The sequence below is a fragment of the Martelella sp. NC20 genome (assembly GCF_013459645.1).
In the GTDB taxonomy this organism is placed as follows: Bacteria; Pseudomonadota; Alphaproteobacteria; order Rhizobiales; family Rhizobiaceae; genus Martelella.
This window is the reverse complement of sequence record NZ_CP054861.1, coordinates 5,354,530-5,372,088: the sequence shown is the minus strand read 5'-3', so window position 1 is coordinate 5,372,088 and position 17,559 is coordinate 5,354,530. Positions and strand designations below refer to the sequence as shown.

General features: G+C 61.4%; 12 protein-coding genes and 3 pseudogenes. 9 read left to right on the top strand and 6 right to left on the bottom strand.

All coding sequences use genetic code 11. From position 1 onward, the window contains the following. Nucleotide 1: 1 nt before the first annotated feature. The 5 genes and pseudogenes from argE (at nt 2) to HQ843_RS25535 (ending at nt 7,030) form a co-directional block, all read left to right on the top strand. Complete coding sequence (gene argE / locus HQ843_RS25555; protein WP_180900566.1) at nt 2-1,129, top strand: acetylornithine deacetylase; 1,128 nt, start codon at nt 2-4, stop codon at nt 1,127-1,129. A gap of 75 nt (nt 1,130-1,204) precedes the next feature. Next, a complete protein-coding gene (locus HQ843_RS25550) occupies nt 1,205-3,247 on the top strand; it encodes a hydantoinase/oxoprolinase family protein (protein WP_180900567.1) in 2,043 nt (680 codons plus the stop codon). 3 nt (nt 3,248-3,250) lie between these two features. After that, the gene (locus HQ843_RS25545) at nt 3,251-5,236 is read left to right on the top strand and encodes a hydantoinase B/oxoprolinase family protein (RefSeq protein WP_180900568.1); all 1,986 of its coding nucleotides are present in this window, start codon (nt 3,251-3,253) and stop codon (nt 5,234-5,236) included. 77 nt (nt 5,237-5,313) lie between these two features. Next, entirely contained in the window at nt 5,314-6,774 is a 1,461-nt protein-coding gene (locus HQ843_RS25540; protein WP_180900569.1) for an aldehyde dehydrogenase family protein, read from the top strand. 11 nt (nt 6,775-6,785) lie between these two features. Next, a pseudogene (locus tag HQ843_RS25535) lies at nt 6,786-7,030 on the top strand (DUF2274 domain-containing protein). Nucleotides 7,031-7,205: 175 nt separating this feature from the next. Here the strand turns inward: HQ843_RS25535 and HQ843_RS25530 are convergent. The 5 genes from HQ843_RS25530 to HQ843_RS25510 form a co-directional block, all read right to left on the bottom strand. Next, nucleotides 7,206-9,647, bottom strand: coding sequence for a beta-glucosidase H (locus HQ843_RS25530; RefSeq protein ID WP_371822107.1), 2,442 nt, complete (start codon nt 9,645-9,647; stop codon nt 7,206-7,208). A 15-nt stretch (nt 9,648-9,662) separates the two neighbouring features. Continuing rightward, complete coding sequence (locus tag HQ843_RS25525; RefSeq protein ID WP_180900570.1) at nt 9,663-10,493, bottom strand: ABC transporter permease; 831 nt, start codon at nt 10,491-10,493, stop codon at nt 9,663-9,665. A 1-nt stretch (nt 10,494) separates the two neighbouring features. Next, the gene (locus HQ843_RS25520; RefSeq protein WP_180900571.1) at nt 10,495-11,550 is read right to left on the bottom strand and encodes an extracellular solute-binding protein; all 1,056 of its coding nucleotides are present in this window, start codon (nt 11,548-11,550) and stop codon (nt 10,495-10,497) included. Nucleotides 11,551-11,624: 74 nt separating this feature from the next. Beyond that, nucleotides 11,625-12,707 (bottom strand): ABC transporter ATP-binding protein, encoded by a 1,083-nt coding sequence (locus HQ843_RS25515; RefSeq protein ID WP_180900572.1) that lies wholly within the window; start codon nt 12,705-12,707, stop codon nt 11,625-11,627. 22 nt (nt 12,708-12,729) lie between these two features. Continuing rightward, entirely contained in the window at nt 12,730-13,056 is a 327-nt protein-coding gene (locus HQ843_RS25510; RefSeq protein WP_246710219.1) for an ABC transporter permease, read from the bottom strand. A gap of 5 nt (nt 13,057-13,061) precedes the next feature. Here HQ843_RS25510 and HQ843_RS29615 point away from each other — a divergent pair, with 5 nt between their 5' ends. After that, a complete protein-coding gene (locus HQ843_RS29615) occupies nt 13,062-13,241 on the top strand; it encodes a hypothetical protein (protein ID WP_246710457.1) in 180 nt (59 codons plus the stop codon). 85 nt (nt 13,242-13,326) lie between these two features. Here HQ843_RS29615 and HQ843_RS25505 read toward each other — a convergent pair whose 3' ends face one another. Further along, nucleotides 13,327-13,629 (bottom strand): SRPBCC domain-containing protein, encoded by a 303-nt coding sequence (locus HQ843_RS25505; protein ID WP_180900573.1) that lies wholly within the window; start codon nt 13,627-13,629, stop codon nt 13,327-13,329. A 127-nt stretch (nt 13,630-13,756) separates the two neighbouring features. Between HQ843_RS25505 and HQ843_RS25500 the strand changes: the two genes are divergently transcribed. The 3 genes and pseudogenes from HQ843_RS25500 to istB all read left to right on the top strand — a co-directional run bounded on the left by HQ843_RS25500 (nt 13,757) and on the right by istB (nt 17,429). Then, nucleotides 13,757-14,791, top strand: coding sequence for an IS110 family RNA-guided transposase (locus tag HQ843_RS25500; protein WP_180900574.1), 1,035 nt, complete (start codon nt 13,757-13,759; stop codon nt 14,789-14,791). Nucleotides 14,792-15,071: 280 nt separating this feature from the next. Continuing rightward, nucleotides 15,072-16,681: pseudogene (gene istA / locus HQ843_RS25495) on the top strand (IS21 family transposase). Next, nucleotides 16,678-17,429, top strand: a pseudogene (gene istB / locus HQ843_RS25490) (IS21-like element helper ATPase IstB). The pseudogenes istA and istB overlap by 4 nt, the downstream one beginning before the upstream one ends. Nucleotides 17,430-17,559 lie beyond the last annotated feature (130 nt).

Genomic DNA, 17,559 nt, shown 5'->3' with positions numbered 1-17,559 from the left:
CATGCGTGCGATAGAGATTCTGGAACAATTGCTCGCCTGTCAGGCGGTGGTCGGGCGGCCGAACGGGCCGATCGTCGAAACCATTTGCGAGATTGCCCGGAAGGCGGGAGCGCAGGCGCAGGTCCTGCCGGGCCCGGAGGGCGACCGGTCCAATCTGTGGATCACGCTCGGCCCGAAAGACAGGGCAGGTTATGTGCTGTCCGGCCATATGGATGTGGTTCCCGCGCCGGCGAAGGGCTGGACGTCCGCGCCGTTCACCTTGCGGGACGATGGCGCCGGCCGTTTATATGGACGGGGCACATCCGACATGCAGGGCTTTCTTGCCTGCTGCCTGGCGGTTTTGCCCGCGACCGGGAACCGCACGCTGTCACGGCCCCTTCACCTTGCCTTTTCCTACGACGAAGAGGCGGGGTGCCGGGGTGTGCCGCATCTTCTGGCGCATCTGCCGGAACTGTGCGCGTTGCCGCTTGGCTGCATCATCGGCGAACCCTCCGACATGACCCCGATCCTGGCTCATAAGGGCAAGGCCGCGGTGCGGCTCAGGGTAGAGGGGCTCGCCGGCCATTCTTCGCGTCCTGATCTCGGGCGGAACGCCATCCACGGTCTTGTCTCCGTGCTGAACGAAGCGCTTGCGGTCAACGCAAACCTGCCGGACACCGGTCAGGATGTTCGTTTTGCCCCGGCCTGCTCGACGCTGCAGGTGGGCGTGGTGTCCGGCGGCGTGGCGGTCAACGTGATCCCGGATCTGGCAGAGGCCGAGATCGAGCTGCGCGCGATCCCCGGGCAGGATCCCCTGGCGCTGCTCGCTCCGGTCAAGGCCGCGCTTGATGCGCTTCGTTCCGAGGGCTTCGTGACGAACTGGGAGGTCGTGAGTGCCTATCCCGCACTGTCTTTGGCGCAGGATTCGCCGCTCAGTCGTTTGATCGGACGGCTTTCGGCGCGCGAGCCCGTCGAGGCGGTGAGTTTTGGAACCGAGGGCGGTCTTTATCAGCTGGCGGGTATTGCTTCGGTGATTTGCGGGCCAGGTCACATCGAACGCGCGCATAAGCCCGACGAATTCGTCACCAAGGACGAGCTTGCCGCCTGCGAACGGATGATCGCGGGCCTCGTTGATGAAATGAGCGCCTGAAGCCGCTTTTGGCGGCGCTCAGATTTGCGCGCGGTTCGTCAGGGTGCATGGAAACACGTGTGGGAAAGAACGATAATGGGATACAGGATTGGCGTTGACGTCGGCGGTTCGTTCACGGATTTCGCTGTATTGAATGAAGAAACCGGGACGCTTTCGACGCTCAAGGTGTTCTCTCGTCCCGATGCGCCGGGCGAAGAAATTGCGCTGGGGCTCGATACGCTTGCCGGCACGGCCGGATTGCGTGCCGAAGATGTTGTGCATTTTTCGCATGGCACGACGGTGGGTGTGAACACGGTGATCCAGCGCAACGGCGACAGGATTGCGCTTTTCACCACTGCCGGATTCGAGGACGTGCTTGAGGTCGCGCGGCTGAAGATACCCGAGATACACAATCTCTATTGCTCCCGGCCCATGCCTTTGATCGCCCGCAATGCCGTGTTCGGTGTTACCGAGCGGATGGGCGCGGACGGGCAGATCCTGCGCGCGCCATCGCGTGAGGATGTCGCCGCGCAACTGGCGCGCGTTCGCGACATGGGGTGCGTGGGCATTGTCGTCTCGTTCCTGAATGCCTACCGGAACGGTGCCAACGAGGCTGCGGTCAAGACGATGATCCGCGATATGGCGCCGGATCTGCAGGTCTACGCCTCAAGCGAGACATGGCCCGTCATCCGCGAATATGAGCGCACCATCACCACGGTCATCAGCGGCTATGTGCAGCAGCGCGTCTCGCACTATCTCGATCGGTTTGAAACCGTGTTGCGCGAAAAGGGGCTTACGTGTCCGCTTTTGATCTCCAAGACCAATGGCGGGGTGATGGCGATCGATGAAGCGCGCGAGAAATGCGTGCAGATGATCCTCTCCGGAACCGCCTCGGGCGTTATCGGGGCAGGGTATCTGGCGCGCAACAGCGGCTATGACAAGATCATGACGCTTGATATCGGCGGAACCAGTGCCGATGTGGCCGTGATCCAGAATGGAGAGGCGCAGTATGGCACGGGCGAACTGATCGGCGAGTTCCAGATCTATGTGCCCTCGGTCTCGGTCTCGTCGGTTGGCCAGGGCGGCGGGTCCGTCGCCTCGGTCGATGCGCTCGGCATGCTGCGGGTGGGACCGGAAAGCGCGGGTTCCACGCCCGGCCCGGCCTGCTATGGCCGTGGCGGCGACCGCCCCACGGTTACGGATGCGATGGCGGTGTGCAACCTGATCGGGCATATGCCGCTCGGCTACGGCGCGGTCACGGTCGATCATGACGCTTCGCGCCGGGTCTGCGCGCCTCTTGCCGAAGCGCTGGGCTGTACGCTTGAAGAGGTCGCGGGTCACATCATCGATATCTCGGTCTCCAGCATGTATGCCGAGGTGAGCGGCCTGATCTCCCGCTTCGGCGTCGATCCGCGTGATTTCCACCTCTTCGCTTTCGGCGGGGCAGGGGCAATGCTTGCCTGCTTCCTTGCCGATGAACTCGACATGAAGGGCGTTGTCGTTCCGCCGCGACCGGGCGTCGTTTCCGCCTTTGGCGGGCTGATTGCGGACCTGAAGAACGATTTCCTGCGCACCGTCTTCACCGATGTAACGGTTCAGGCACTGCCGGCGCTGCAAGAGGCGCTTTCGGAACTTGAGACCGAGGCGAATTCCTGGCTGCGTGATCGGCAGGGCTATAAAGGAGAGGCCTCGCTTCATGTCGTGGCCGACATGCGTTTTGCCGGCCAATCCTACGAAATCGAGACGCCGCTTGAACCGGACTGGATCCGGTCGGGAGATATCGCCGCAATTCTTGCGGCGTTCTGGGCCGAGCATACCCGCCTTTTCGGTCACGCGGATGAAAAGGCCATGGCGCAGCTCGTCAACCTGAGACTGATCATCGTAGGGCCTACGCCCAAGCCCGTTTTGCAGGAAGCGCCCGTCAGCGATGCGATTGTCGCGCCTCGCATGACGCCTACGGCCTATTTCGGCGGCAAACCCTATAAGACGCCCCTCTATCACCGCGACGATCTGGCCTGCGGCAGCGCGTTCAGCGGTCCCGCAATTATCGCGCAAGATGATACCACCACCGTTGTCTTGCCCAATTTCACCCTCCGGGTGGACACATTCGGCAATCTCATCATCGAGCGGGAGGCTTGAGCCATGGCAATCGACAGCCGCAATCTTCAGGTTCTGGCCAATTTCTGTGCCGCCGCCGCAGACGCGATGGCCTTCACCTTGATGCGCACCGCCCATTCGGCCTTCGTCAAGGAAACGGAAGATTTTTCGTGCCAGCTTGTGACCCGTGAGGGCCTGGCCTTTGCCTCGCCGCGCCAGTTTGGCGCACCGTGGTACAGCGGCATCGACTATCGGCCGCTGCTCGACATGTTCGATCATTACGAAGAAGGCGACATCTGCGTCACCAACGACCCCTATAATGGTTTCGTCGCAACGCATTCGCCCGATATGCACATCTGGAAGCCGGTGTTCCATAATGGTGAGATTGCCTGTTTCGTGGTGGGGCATATCCACAATACCGATGTCGGCGGCGCGGTTCCTGCGTCATTGTCGCGCAGTCTGACCGAGATCGAGCAGGAAGGCGTGCGTATCCCGCCGGTGAAGCTGGTCACCAGGGATGGGCTCAATGCGTTCGTGGTTGAGGTGCTGCGTTCCAATGTGCGTTTACCAGAGCAGAACTGGGGCGACCTCAACGCACAGATCGCAGCGGTGAATATCGGCGAGCGCAAGGTGCATGAGATCATTGCGCGCTTCGGGTTGGAGGATTTCATTGGCGGGCTCGAGCAGATTCTCGACTATTCCGAGGCGCAGGCCCGTGCGGTGTTGGGCGGAATCCCGGATGGCGAATATTTCTTCTCCGATTATGCCGATGAAGACGGCGATGGCGGCTGGCCGTGCCGGATTGCGCTGACGCTTACGATCCGGGGCGAAGAGGCGATACTCGATTACACCGGCAGCGACCCGCAGCTAAGGTCATCGCTTAACATGCCCACCGGCGGGCGCGAGCGGCATCCGCTGGTTATGGTGGGGCTGACCTATGTGCTCAAGACCCTCGATCCGAAGCTCATCTTGAATGCCGGTACGCTGCGCGCCGCACGCGCCGTCCTGCCGAACGGTACAGTGGTCAACTGCGAGCGCCCTGCCGCTGTCGGCATGCGCTCTCTCACCTGCGCGCTTACCCAAGTTGCCACGCTCGGGGCATTTGCCAGGGCCTTGCCCGACTTGATGCCGGCAACGGCGCCGGGCGGCAATGCGATCATGAACGTGAAGACGGTCGACCGGTCCGGCCGGCCGATCATGGCATCGATCGGTCCGGTGGGCGGCGGCGGCGGCGGCACGCCGATGGGCGACGGAAGTTCGGGTGCAGGCGGATTCAGTGGCTTTCTGCGCAATACGCCGATCGAGATCACGGAAGCTGAGGTGCCGATCCTGTTCCATCGCTACGGTCTGGCGAAGGATACCGGCGGTGCCGGGCGCTATCGCGGCGGGCTCTCTGCCACGATGGAATTCGAAGTCTTCGCGCCGGGCACGGTTGTCACAGCGCGCAACCGAAACCGTTCGGTGATGGGATCGTGGGGGATGTGCGGCGGCGCCGCCGGAAAAATCTCGCAATTTGTACTCAACCCCGGGCGTGCAGGCGAGAAGGCGCTTGGCAATATCGACGTTGTTGAATGCGGCCCGGGGGATGTGATCCGCGTTATCGGGCCCGGATCAGGCGGCTATGGCGATGCTTTCACGCGCCCGGCCGAAGTTGTGCTCGACGATGTCAGGCGCGGCGCCGTGTCCGTTGAAATGGCGCGTCAGGAGTATGGCGTTGTCTGTGATGGCGCCGGGATAGACGTAGCTCAGACGGCCCGGATGCGGGAGCCGCTGCGGCCGGCCTGCACCGAGATTATCACCTTGAGCCCGCAAATGGCTGCCTTTGAGGCGCTTTGGACGCGGGAGCGCTATGAGTTGCTGACCCGGTTCCTGTCGAGCTGGCCGGTCGGTTGGCGCTTCTTCATGAAGCATCGGGTGTTCGATGCAGTCGATGCGCTCGCCCCCGAACGGTGTGCCGACGCCTCTTCGGAAACCGTAAAGCGGGATATGACGAAGATCTTTACCCGTCTGCGCCAGGAATATCCCCTCTAGGATTCGTCCGCGTTTTCGCATGCCAGGCCGGACGGTTTACACCCTCCGGCCACGCCCTTTTCAATGGAATATTTTCAATGCTTTCGTTCGATCCGAATTCGCTTTCCCTGCCTGCGGGCCACTATATCAATGGCGCGTTTCGCCCTGGCCCCGCCGAAATCGAGCTTTTCAGAGCTTCGGATGGGGCGGCCTATGCGGGTTGCGCCATTGCCGACGTCGCCACGGTTGACGACGCCGTCGAGGCCGCAAGCGCGGCCTTGAAAACCAGCGGCTGGGGCGAGGTCGCCCCGCGTGAAAGGCGCAACTTGCTATGTCGCTGGGCCGATCTGATCGAGGCAGAATCCGAGTTGCTGGCCGCATTGGAATGCGTCGGCTCGACGCGGCTGATCTCGCAGGCGACCCGGATGGACATAGCGGTGACGGCCGAACAGATCCGCTTCTTTGCCGAGTTTGCCGACAAGGAAGGCGGCATGGTCGCGCCGACCGGATCCGAGACGATGGGCATGGTGGTCGATGAGCCGTATGGCGTGGTCGCGGCGATCACGCCCTGGAATTTTCCGATATCCATGGCCGGATGGAAGCTTGGCCCGGCACTGGCCGCAGGCAATGCCGTGGTGATCAAGCCTTCCGAACTGACGCCGTTTTCAACCTTGCTGCTTGCCGAACTCGCGGTGCGCGCCGGCCTGCCATCCGGGCTTTTAAACGTGGTGACCGGCGATGGGTCAATAACGGGCAATGCCCTGACCGGTCACGCCAGAATTGCCAAAGTGAGCTTTACCGGATCGACAGGGGCGGGGCGGGCGATCATGGGGAATATTGCGCGTCACGGCGTCAAGCCGATGACGCTGGAGCTTGGCGGCAAGAGCCCGCAACTGGTCTTCGCCGACGCCGACCTGGCGATGGCAGCAACGGCAATCGCAGGCAGCATCCTGTTCAACGCGGGGCAGGCCTGTGTGGCGGGCGCGCGGGTGATCGTTGACCAGCGCGTCGCGGACGAGTTGACCGAGTTGCTCAAACTGGCGATGTCCGGTGTCAGGCCGGGTCCGACATGGGACGACCAGACAACATTTTCGCCGATTGTTTCGGCGCGCCAGCTGGAGCGCATCGAAGGGCTGGTTTCTTCTGCCGTGGCTGCCGGCGCCGAGGCGCTGATCGGCGGGGCGGCGTTTGATCGCGCCGGTTATTTTTTTCAGCCGACATTGCTCACCTCGGTGCCGCGCGCGAACCCGATCCTGAGCGAGGAAGTCTTCGGTCCGGTGCTGACCCTGGAAACTTTCGAGGATGAAGATGAAGCGCTCGCTCTTGCCGATCACGAAATCTATGGGCTCGCGGCGGGTATTTTCACCAAAGATCTGTCGCGCGCCCTCAGGGTGATGCGCAAGCTCGAATCCGGAACTGTCTGGATCAACCGTTACAGCCGCTCGCGCGATCATATCCTGCCGACGGGAGGCTACAAACAAAGCGGCTTCGGAAAGGATCTGGGGCGTGAAGTCTATCACGCAAACCGTCGGCAGAAGAGCGTATTGATTCAGCTTTGACGTCTGTTGGCGTGACTGGAGGCAGTCGCGAATTTTCGGGCCGGCTGTGTCCGCTGCCCGACGACAAGCACGTGAAGGTGACGGGGAACTGCCTGCATCGCTCGATTGCGATCTGACTGGCTATGCTGAGGTGCTGGCTCGCGAGACCGATCAGCCCGCCGCTGATCCGGTGAAGCTGATTGTGCCTATGATGGAGCGGTTCAACGCAACGGATCGCGGCTTCGTCAAGACGCGGAGGGTAAGGGGTAGGGCTTAACCTGGACTGCTGCATGGCTACTTCCAGTGAATGTTGGCATCGGTAGTTGCGAGCCCCCAACCACCGACACAGACATTCTCTCGTCACAGCGATTTAATTGAGGCTAGAGTTCTGGATATCAGGGGTCGTTTGCGGGGCCGAAAATGAATCCGTCCAAAGTAGATAGGCAGCCTTGCTACTCTTGCGCCAGCGATTTCAGAATGCGTAAATCCGCCGACGAGGCGCCGATGGCGAGGGTGAAGGGGACAGGTTCACGCACCCATTGGCGTTTGTCGGGCTTCCATGTGCAAAGCCTGCGCTCCGGGATCGCGATGGTGAGGCTCTTTTTCTCGTGCGGCGCGAGGGTTGCCCTTGAAAAGGCGACGAGGCGACAAGATGCCCCGGTTTCGCTCATCAAATACACCTGCGCAACTTCGCTGCCTGTCCGCTCCGCGTGGTTGAAGAGATCGACCTCGACCGTGATCTGCTCGCCTTCGACAACCAATCGCGCATCGGTGAATTCGATCTTGCCATAGCCAAGCCCGTGACCGAAGGGAAATTGCGGTCTCGTGCCGCGTGCGGCGAAGCCGCGATAGCCGATAGCCGTTCCTTCGCTGTAGACTATCTGGCCGTGTGCTTCCGGGCGCCGAGTGATCGCACCCAGTTGTTCCACTGATCCGGGAAATGTCTGCGGCAGGCGGCCGCCCGGCTCTGCCCGCCCGGTCAGGATATCGGCGAGCGCGTTGCCGCATTCCTGGCCAGGATACCACAATTGCAGGATGGCCGGTACGGCCTGCGCCCAGGGCATAGCAACCGGCGCGCCGGATTGCATGACGACGACGGTCGACTTGTTGACGGCGGCAACGGCTTCGATCAGATCGTTCTGCGCCTGCGGCAGGTCGAGGCTCTCGCGATCCTCTGCCTCGGTTTCCCAGTCGTCGTTGAGGCCGGCCACCAGCACGACCGCATCGGCTTCACGCGCCAGCGCAACGGCGTCGTCAAGCGAACCGGCGGTCGAGGGTGCCCTGAGGCCGAAGCGAACGGCTTTCAGCGTGGTGGTGATGCCGTCGCCGCAGGCATAGTCGACGCTGATGTCATAGCGTTTTCCCGCTTCAAGATGGACACGGCCCCGCCGCTCGGCGCAGCCATGGCCGAAATAGCTGAATCCGCGCGTCCAGCTCTCCCATGCTTCGAGAACGGGTCTTCCATCGATGGCGAGACGGCTTGTGCCCGCGCTCATCAGACCGATCTCGTGCCATCCCGTTTCCTGCGCCTCGTAACGTGCTGTCAGACGCGCCGAAAACGCGCGGTGATCCACCTCGCGCGCAACCGGCCCGAACCAGCGGAATTCGCTTCTTTCGCCCGTCCTGGTGAGAACCGGAGGACCGGAAAAACCGGTTCCGGCAAAGAAGCGGATCTCCACGGGACCCTCGACCAGCGGCAGGTAGCGGTCCCCGGGACATCCGAGCGCATAATCAACCTCGGCGTCGGGAAATGCAGCGCGGATGCCTTCGAGCGGCGAGATCGCATAATGGGCGTTGATCTGGGCCGAACCGCCGCCGAACATCACAGCCTTGGCGGCATTGGGGCCGATGACGGCAATCCGGCTGAGCTTTTTGCCGGCAAGCGGCAGCAGGTCGTCGTCGTTCTTGAGAAGAACGGCGGCCTCGGCGCCGGCACGGCGGATCAGGGCCCGCGTTTCGGGGCGATCCTCCGCCCTTTCAGCCTCCAGATCATCACTCATGCGCGCGCCGACGCGGTCGATCAGTGCCAGAACCCTGCGGGCGGCGCGGCGGACAGAAGCGGCTGACACCTCGCCGGTTTCGACGGCCTGAACCAGCGTCTCGCCACGGAATTTCCCGGGGCCCGGCATTTCGAGATCGAGACCGGCGTCAAGGGCCGCAGCGGTTGAATGGGTGGCGGTCCAGTCCGACATCACCACGCCGTCAAATCCCCATTCCTGACGCAGGATGGTATCGAGCAGCCACGGGTTTTGCGAGGTGTGGACGCCATTGAGTGCATTATAGGCGGTCATGACGCAGGCAACGCCGGCCTCTTTCACCGCCGCCTCGAAGGGCGGGAAGTAGACCTCGCGCAAGGTCTTTTCGTCGATCTCGGAGCTGGTCGTGCGGCGTTCAAGCTCGCATTCATTGCCGATGAAATGTTTGATTGTGGCGGCGACGCCGCCGGACTGGACGCCGCGGATATAGGCCACGGCCATGGCCGAAGCGAGGACGGGATCCTCGGAAAAACACTCGAAATTGCGCCCGTTGAGCGGGTTGCGATGCATGTTCACGGTCGGGCCGAGCAGGATGCGCGCGCCCTTCGTTCGCGCCTCGCGGGCGAGGTCCGCGCCGATCTCCTGGACGAGGTCGGGATCAAAGGTTGCCGCGAGCGCGATCGCGACCGGATAGGCGGCGGACCGCACGCCGCCGGAAAAATCCTCCCCGCGCGCGCCGTTCGGCCCGTCCGTCATTTTCACGGCGGGAATGCCAAGACGGGCGATCGCCGCCGTGCGCCAGAAGGAAGCGCCCGAAAGCAGGCTGACCTGTTCGGCAAGCGTCATCGCTTCGATCCGGGCTTCGATCCGGGCGTCAAGCTGGGCGTCGATCTGGGTATCGAGGTTCATGTCGGTCATTTCAAAACGTGTTTTTCAGCCGGCGCGGCGTTTGAGGGAGCGCGACAATCCGTAGCTGACGGCCATGGTGAGGATGAGGGTCGTGGCCAGCAGAACAAAGGCAAGTGCCGCGCCGAACGGCCAGTTTCCGGCGGTTACGAACTGGTCGTAGACCGCGGGCGCCAGCATGGTAAAACCGGGGCCGCCAAGCAGGACCGGGGTGGCATAGGCGTTCATGGACAGGATGAACACCAGCATGCTGCCCGCCAGAACGCCGGGTGCCGCCTGCGGCAGCAAGACCCGGAAGAACACCTTCAGCGGCGTGGCGCGGAGATTGGCGGCTGCCTCCTCGGTTTCGCGCGGCACGGTTTCCACGACGGAGGAAAGCGTGAGGATCATATAGGGCAGCACCACCGCCGTGGTGCCCACCACCACGGCGAGCGGCGTATACATCAGCGTCAGCGGGGCGACGCCGAGGGCGCCCAGAAAGGCGTTTATGGCGCCATGCGTGCCCAGAAGCGCCATCCATCCCGCCGCGCGAACAACATTGCCGACAAGCAGCGGAAACAGCGTCAGGATGATCAGCATAGACTTCCACTTGCTCTGCATGCGCGCCAGCCAATAGGCCGGCGCGAGCGAAAGCAGGAGGCAGAGCGTCATGCACAGGAACGCCACGCCGACCGTCGTCAGGATGATCTCCTGGTAATAGGGATCGGTCAGGGCAGCGATGTAGTTTTCCCCGCTGAGCGCCGCGGTCATCATCTCCATCGGGCTATAGAGGTTGAGCGACATTCTGAAGAGACCGGCCATGGGCAGGACCAGCAGAACGAAAACCAGCAGGGCAGCGGGGAAAACCAGGAGCGCCATTTCAGCCCTTGAACTCACGGTTCCAGAAATCGAGAATTTCCGTCTGATGCTGCATCAGATAGTCATCGTCGAGACGGATCAGGCGATCCTGGTCGGCCGCCGGGAGACCGATTGCCGCTTCCAGTTCCGCTGGCAGCTTCGCGTCGGTGACGGTCGGCAGGTAGCCCATCTTCGCGGCGAAGCCGATCTGGGCTTCCGGATCGAGAGCGGCATCGAGATAGGCGAAACCGCCATCCTTGTTGGGTGCATTTTTCGGCACTGCCATCTCGAACGCGATCGGGATCGCACCTTCCGATGCCACGGCGCGCTCGATGTTCAGGCCGCTCTCGCGCCATGAATAGGCTCTGGAGACATAGTTGATCGTGATCCAGATATCGCCGCTGTCGAAGGCCGCCGCGATCGCTTCGTTCGATGGCAGGATCTGGACGTCCTGCTTGTCGCGCAGTTCCAGGAGTTTGGTTTGGCCGGGCGTAAAATCGCTCATCGAGCCGCCGCCGACGAGCGCGGCAACGGCCGATGTTGCCACATGCAGCTTGTCGGAAACGCCGACCTTGCCCTTGTATTCCGGCTTCCAGAGGTCGGCGTAGGAGGTTGGCGGCGCCGTGATCTTCTCGGGATTATAGAGAATGGCGATATAGGAATAGATCTGAGGCACCGAATGGGTCTTGAGCAGTGCCGGAATGACCGCCGAGAGCCGCGGCACATTTTGCTCCGTGACTTCGGCCAGGACGCCGATCTTCGCCATCGGATACATGTCGAGGTCGGCAAGCACGGCCACGTCGAAACTCGACTTTGCGCGCATCTTCTCGGTTCTGAGCTTGGTCTGGCGGGCTTCGGTCGAGGAAATATCCTGAATGACCTCGTAGCCTTCCGGCGCCATGATCGCCTCATCGACGGTGGTGCGCAGGATGTCGCCATAATCGCCGCCGAAAACGGAGGTAATGACCGTTCCCTTTTCTTCGGCAAACGCCGCGCCGGCGGCGGTGAGCGCAATGAGCGCGGTTGCCGCACTGACGGAGAGGAAAGTCCGGCGGGTTGTCTTGAATCTGTCTGACATAGGCTGTTCACACTTCCTTTTGAGTTTCTTCTTTTCCGGGCCGAGCGGGCCGGGATGGCTTGACATGCGGCCGCTCAGGACCACTTGGGAAGCAGGCGCGCGTCCTGCGCCTGCCATGTTGCGAAGACTTTTGCTCCCGGCTGAAGAGCTGAAAGAGGCGTATTGCGGGAGGGCGTTGGCATGACGGCGACAAGCGATATGCCCCCAAGTTCGAGCTGATACTCCGTCTGCGCGCCGAGATAGGCGATGCCGGTGATCCGCGCCTGGTGACCCATTTGAGGGTCTGTAAGCTGGGCCGTATCGATCGGGACAAGCGTGATCTTCTCCGGGCGCAGCGCGAACATGACATCGCCCGTGTCCGCATCCATCGATGGGTCGCAGCGCAATTCCGTCTCGCCGGTACTGACGAACAGGCCCTTGTCCTGTTGCCGTCCTGCGACCAGATTGCAGCGGCCTATGAACCCGGCGACATAGACATCCCTTGGCGTGTCGTAGATTTCGCGCGGCGTGCCGATCTGGCGGACCACGCCGCCTTCCATCATCGCCAGGCGATCGGCCATGGTCAGGGCCTCGTCCTGGTCGTGGGTCACGATCAGCGTCGTCAGTCCCAGCCTTTGCTGCAGGTTCCGGATTTCATGCTGAACCTCGCCGCGCAACTTGGCGTCCAGATTGGACAGAGGCTCGTCGAGCAGCAGCATCTTCGGGTTGATCGCCAGGGCCCTTGCGAGAGCGACGCGCTGCTGCTGGCCGCCGGAAAGCTGCCGTGGCATGCGCTCCGCCAGGTGATCGAGCCGGACCATCTCCAATGCCTGTCTGATCCGCCCATCACGCTCGGCCCGGCCGACTTTCCGCATTTCGAGGCCGAAGCCGACATTGGCGGCGACGCTCATATGCGGAAACAGCGCGTAGGACTGGAACACCATGCCGGTATCGCGGCGGTAGGGCGGCAGGCCGGATATATCCTGTCCGCCGAGAAGGATCCGGCCCTCGCTCGGTTTCACGAACCCGGCGATCATCCGCAATGTCGTGGATTTTCCGCACCCCGAAGGCCCCAGCAAAGCCACCAGTTCGCCATCCTCGATGTGAAGGTTGATGTCCTTCACGACACGGGTGTCGCCATAGGCCTTGGCCAGATGTTCAATGGTCAGTTCGCTCAAAACATTCTCCAGGCCTTGGGTCTCAAAGGATACGCGACAGCTTGACGTAACGATCGGTCACCAGCATCAGCACGCCGATCAGGAGGATCTGCAACGTGCCCACGGCAGCGAGCGTCGGATCGATCTTGAATTCCAGATAGTTCAGCATCGCAACGGGCAGCGTGATCTTGCCGGGGCCGATCAGCAGCAGCGAAAGCTCAAGATTTTCGAAACTCTGGATGAAGGAAAACATGCAGGCCGCGACAATGCCGGAACGCAGCATGGGCAGCGTAATCCGCCAGGCGACGACATGCGGCGGAGCGCCGAGATTGGCGGCGGCTTCCTCGACGCGCAGATCCACGCCTTCCATGCTGGCTGTCGATCATTTTCACCCTGATCTTGCTTGGCATTTTCGGAGCCCAGGGGTTTGGCAAAGAACCCGCAGAATGGGTGTATTTCCTGCCCTTGTTCCCGTTGTTCCTGATGCTGATCACCGGCCTCTATCTGTTCGCGCTGCCTTATTTCAGCGGGCGACGCAGCAAGCCTGTTGAATGACACCGACGGCAGTCGAATGTCAGGGAAATTGGCGATCCTGACGAGCAGTGCCATCTATGAACCTCTGGAGGGCGGATGCACAACATCAGGGACAACGTGGCTCGGGCCGACGCCTTCCACCAACACGACCGTGCCCTGGCTTCGCCTCCACATGGCGTTTGAAGTCGTTCAGGATCGCCTGCCAGCCATCGCGCCGCATGTCGATCGAGTTCTGTTCTTCCGCGTCGAAAGTGGTGGTGACTTTCGTCTTCCCGCCAGCAGGTTCGAATGTCGCTCGAGCCTTGCGCCCATCGCTCATGACCATCGTCAGCGCTGAGAACGGCGGAGCAAAAGTCGGCCACGGAAGCGGCGGAATAACTCGGTCGCGGGCGGCGTAAAATCCGGCCACCTATCTTCCTTCTGCAATGAGCGCAGGAGGGACAGAGGATTTACACCGTGTTGGTGTGGACGGCTCCCAACGGCATCGCAATGTGCCAGGATGAGTTCGTTGATATCTCAAACGAGGGAGACCGCCCGTGAAACAGATTATTCGCATTGGAATGGATACGTCAAAAAGTGTTTTCCAGTTGCATGGTGTGAACGCAGCCGAGCAGCCCATCCTGCGCAAGAAGCTTTCGCGCAGAGAGATGGTAAAATTTTTCGAGAAGTCACCGCCGACTGCAATCTCGCTTGAAGCCTGTGGCGGGTCTCATCATTGGGCGCGGCTATTAAGTTCGTTTGGTCATGAGGTGAAATTGATTGCGCCTCAGTTGGCTAAACCCTATGTCAAGCGCGGCAAGAACGACGCGGCGGACGCGGAAGCCTTGTGTGAGGCGATGAGCCGGCCCACCATGCGCTTCGTTCCGGTGAAGACTGCCGACCAGCAGGCGGCGTTGATGCTGGTCGGCATGCGGGAAAGGCTCATTCGCAATCGAACACAGCTCGCCAATGCCATTCGCGGTTTTGCCATGGAGTTCGGCATTGTCGCAGCCAAGGGCATGCGCCGGATCGAGCCATTGCTGGAGCGAATAGCGGCTGATCAATCCCTGCCTGAATTGGCCCGCGCGTTATTTGCGATGCATGGCGCTGAATATCGAGATCTGCTTGCTGAGACGAACGCCGTTGAAGAAAAACTCATCGCACTGCATCGCTCCGATGAATGCAGCAGGCGGCTTGCCGAGATTCCAGGTGTCGGGCCGGATGGCGCATCACTTTTGATGATGAAGACCCCCGATCCCAGGATGTTCAAGTCGGGTCGCGATTTTGCCGCCTGGATAGGGCTTACCCCCAGGGATCATTCGACCGCAGGCAAGGTCAGGTTGGGGGTGATCACGCGTGCAGGCGACGAAATGCTGAGAAGCGTACTGGTGGTTGGCGCCACTGCCCTTTTTCAGCATGTCAGGATAGGTCGAAGCAAACATACTTCCCGATGGCTCATTGCTCTCCCGCAACGGAAAAAGCCGAAACTGGTGGCCGTGGCGCTCGCCAACAAGATCGCCCGTATTGCCTGGAAGCTCATGGTGAGTGGCGAAACGTATCGGCGACCGGAAGGACAAACACAAGCAGTATAGGAGATTGGCCGCCACGGGGAGCATGATATGAATGCAATCGTGTCGAGCTGATGCTGTGAACTTGCAAGGGAAAAGCAGGTGGTGTGATCGATCCAAGACGCGTGAAACTCCGTTAGTTCCACTGGCCTTTTTAAGGTCGTCATCGTGTTGGGAACATGCGTTGCGGAAACCATCTTGGCCAGTGATCATGTGCGATCACAAACAAAGGCCGAACATATGGCAGCAAGAGATCCGATCAAAGTATCTGCAAAAAATGCTTGCAAGTGAGAGCCGTCCACATATGGATCTTTATCTGAAGGTTCGTCTGGCCGTCTCGGAAGGGATGAGCCGACGTCAGGCTGCAAAGCATTTCAATATATCGCGCGACAGCGTAGCGAAGATGCTGTCGTATTCGACGCCTCCTGGCTATCAGCGACAATCACCAGTCCGGCGGCCGAAGCTGGACGCGTTTGTTTCGACGATCGACCACTGGTTGGATGAAGACAGACAAGTCCCTCGCAAGCAGCGCCATACGGCCAAACGGGTGTTTGACCGGCTTCGCGACGAATGCGGGTTCACCGGCGGCTATACGATCATCAAGGATTATATTCGCGAGCGGGAACAACGCCGTCAGGAAGTGTTCGTGCCGCTTTCTCATCCGCCCGGTCATGCGCAGGCTGATTTCGGTGAGGCGACGGTCGTGATCGGCGGTGTCGAGCAGAAAGCCCGGTTCTTCGTGCTCGACCTTCCGCATAGCGACGGCTGCTATGTGCGGGCTTATCCGGCGGCGGTGGCCGAGGCCTGGGTCGATGGCCACGTCCATGCGTTCGCCTTCTTCGGGGCCGTGCCGCAATCGATCGTCTATGACAATGACCGCTGCCTTGTGGCCAGGATCCTGCCCGACGGCACGCGCAAGCGGGCAACACTGTTCAGCGGGTTCCTGTCCCACTACCTGATCCGGGATCGCTATGGCCGCCCCGGCAAGGGCAATGACAAGGGTAACGTCGAGGGCCTTGTCGGTTATGCCCGGCGTAACTTCATGGTCCCCATCCCGCAGTTTGCGACCTGGGACGCGTTCAATGGCTTTCTGGAAGAACAGTGCCGGAAGCGCCAGGGCGACAGGCTGCGCGGTGAGAGCGAGACGATCGGTGAACGGCTGCAACGCGATCTCGCTGCCATGAGTTCCTTGCCGGCGTCGCCATTTGACGCCTGCGACCAAGCCAGCGCCAGGGTGACGGCCCAGTCTCTCGTTCGCTACAAGACCCGCGCATCGGTGAGGCAAATCGGGAACAATTTTCGGAAAGCACGATGCGCCCATTCAAAGTGCCGGATCGTCTCGTGCGCACGAAGAGCGCACGGCGATCCGGTGACTATTCCGTCCCCGTCGCCTATGGCCACAGGCAAGTCTGGGTCCGAGGCTATGTCGACAAGGTGGTGATTGGTTGCCGCGGCGAGATTATCGCCCGCCATCCCAGGAGTTGGGCCCGAAGCTGGGATCGGGAGGATGTCATCTTCGACCCTGTGCATTACCTGCCGCTGATCGAGCGGAAGATCAATGCGCTGGATCAGGCGGCCCCTTTGCAGGGCTGGGATCTGCCGGAGGAATTCGCCACACTGTGCCGTCTGATGGAGGGCCGCATGGCAAAGCATGGCAGGCGGGAATATGTACAGGTTCTTCGACTGCTGGAGACTTTTGAGCTTGTCGACCTGCATGCGGCGGTCAAGCAGGCCATTCATCTCGGCGCGATTGGCTTCGACGCCGTCAAGCACCTGATCCTTTGCCGGGTGGAGCGCCGCCCGCCGCGACTGGATCTGTCGATCTATCCCTACCTGCCAAGGGCGACGGTCGAGAAGACACCGGCGAAAGCCTACATGCGACTTCTGTCGTCGGGGAAGGGAGAAGCGGCATGAGCACTGAAGCACCTGAGATCCTGCTTGCCCACTACCTCAAGAGCCTGAAGCTGCCGACCTTCCAGCGGGAGTATCAGAAACTGGCCCGGCTTTGCGCCACCGAGGGCGTCGCAGGTACCTCAGCCGGCTTGCCGAGCGGGAGATGATCGAACGGGATCGTCGCAAGGTCGAGCGCCGTATCAAGGCGGCAAAATTCCCGGTCGTCAAAAGCCTCGACAGTTTCGATTTTGCCGCCATACCGAAGCTCAACAAGATGCAGGTGATGGAACTGGCCCGCTGCGAGTGGGTCGAGCGTCGCGAGAACGTCATCGCTCTCGGCCCCAGTGGAACCGGCAAGACGCACATAGCGCTCGCCCTCGGCCTTGCGGCCTGCCAGAAGGGCCTGTCCGTCGGCTTCACCACAGCCGCCGCCATGGTCAGCGAGATGATGGAGGCCCGTGACGAGCGGCGTCTCTTACGTTTCCAAAAGCAGATGGCAGGGTACAAGCTGCTGATCATCGACGAACTCGGCTTCGTGCCGCTCTCCAAGACTGGCGCGGAACTGCTGTTCGAGTTGATCTCGCAGCGATATGAACGGGGCGCCACCCTGATCACCAGCAATCTGCCCTTTGACGAATGGACGGAAACTCTGGGTTCGGAGCGTCTGACCGGCGCTCTGCTCGATCGTATCACCCACCACGTCAACATTCTCGAAATGAATGGCGACAGCTACCGTCTCGCCCAAAGCCGCGCCCGAAAGGCTGGCTGAAACCCTTCAAAAAATCGCAACGCAGGCATGAGACCCCGCTCGGGCTACGCCCTCCCGCGGGCCTCATGCCTGCGCCCAAAGTGGCCGACTTTTGCTCCGCCCCGTGGCCGGTTTTTACGCCGCCGGTGAC

Excerpts from the sequence above, each read along its gene's own strand:
- argE (WP_180900566.1), top strand. The coding sequence starts at position 2 with ATGCGTGCGATAGAGATTCTGGAACAATTGCTCGCCTGTCAGGCGGTG.
- HQ843_RS25550 (WP_180900567.1), top strand. The coding sequence starts at position 1,205 with ATGGGATACAGGATTGGCGTTGACGTCGGCGGTTCGTTCACGGATTTC.
- HQ843_RS25545 (WP_180900568.1), top strand. The coding sequence starts at position 3,251 with ATGGCAATCGACAGCCGCAATCTTCAGGTTCTGGCCAATTTCTGTGCC.
- HQ843_RS25540 (WP_180900569.1), top strand. The coding sequence starts at position 5,314 with ATGCTTTCGTTCGATCCGAATTCGCTTTCCCTGCCTGCGGGCCACTAT.
- HQ843_RS25530 (WP_371822107.1), bottom strand. The coding sequence starts at position 9,647 with ATGACCGACATGAACCTCGATACCCAGATCGACGCCCAGCTTGACGCC.
- HQ843_RS25525 (WP_180900570.1), bottom strand. The coding sequence starts at position 10,493 with ATGGCGCTCCTGGTTTTCCCCGCTGCCCTGCTGGTTTTCGTTCTGCTG.
- HQ843_RS25520 (WP_180900571.1), bottom strand. The coding sequence starts at position 11,550 with ATGTCAGACAGATTCAAGACAACCCGCCGGACTTTCCTCTCCGTCAGT.
- HQ843_RS25510 (WP_246710219.1), bottom strand. The coding sequence starts at position 13,056 with ATGGAAGGCGTGGATCTGCGCGTCGAGGAAGCCGCCGCCAATCTCGGC.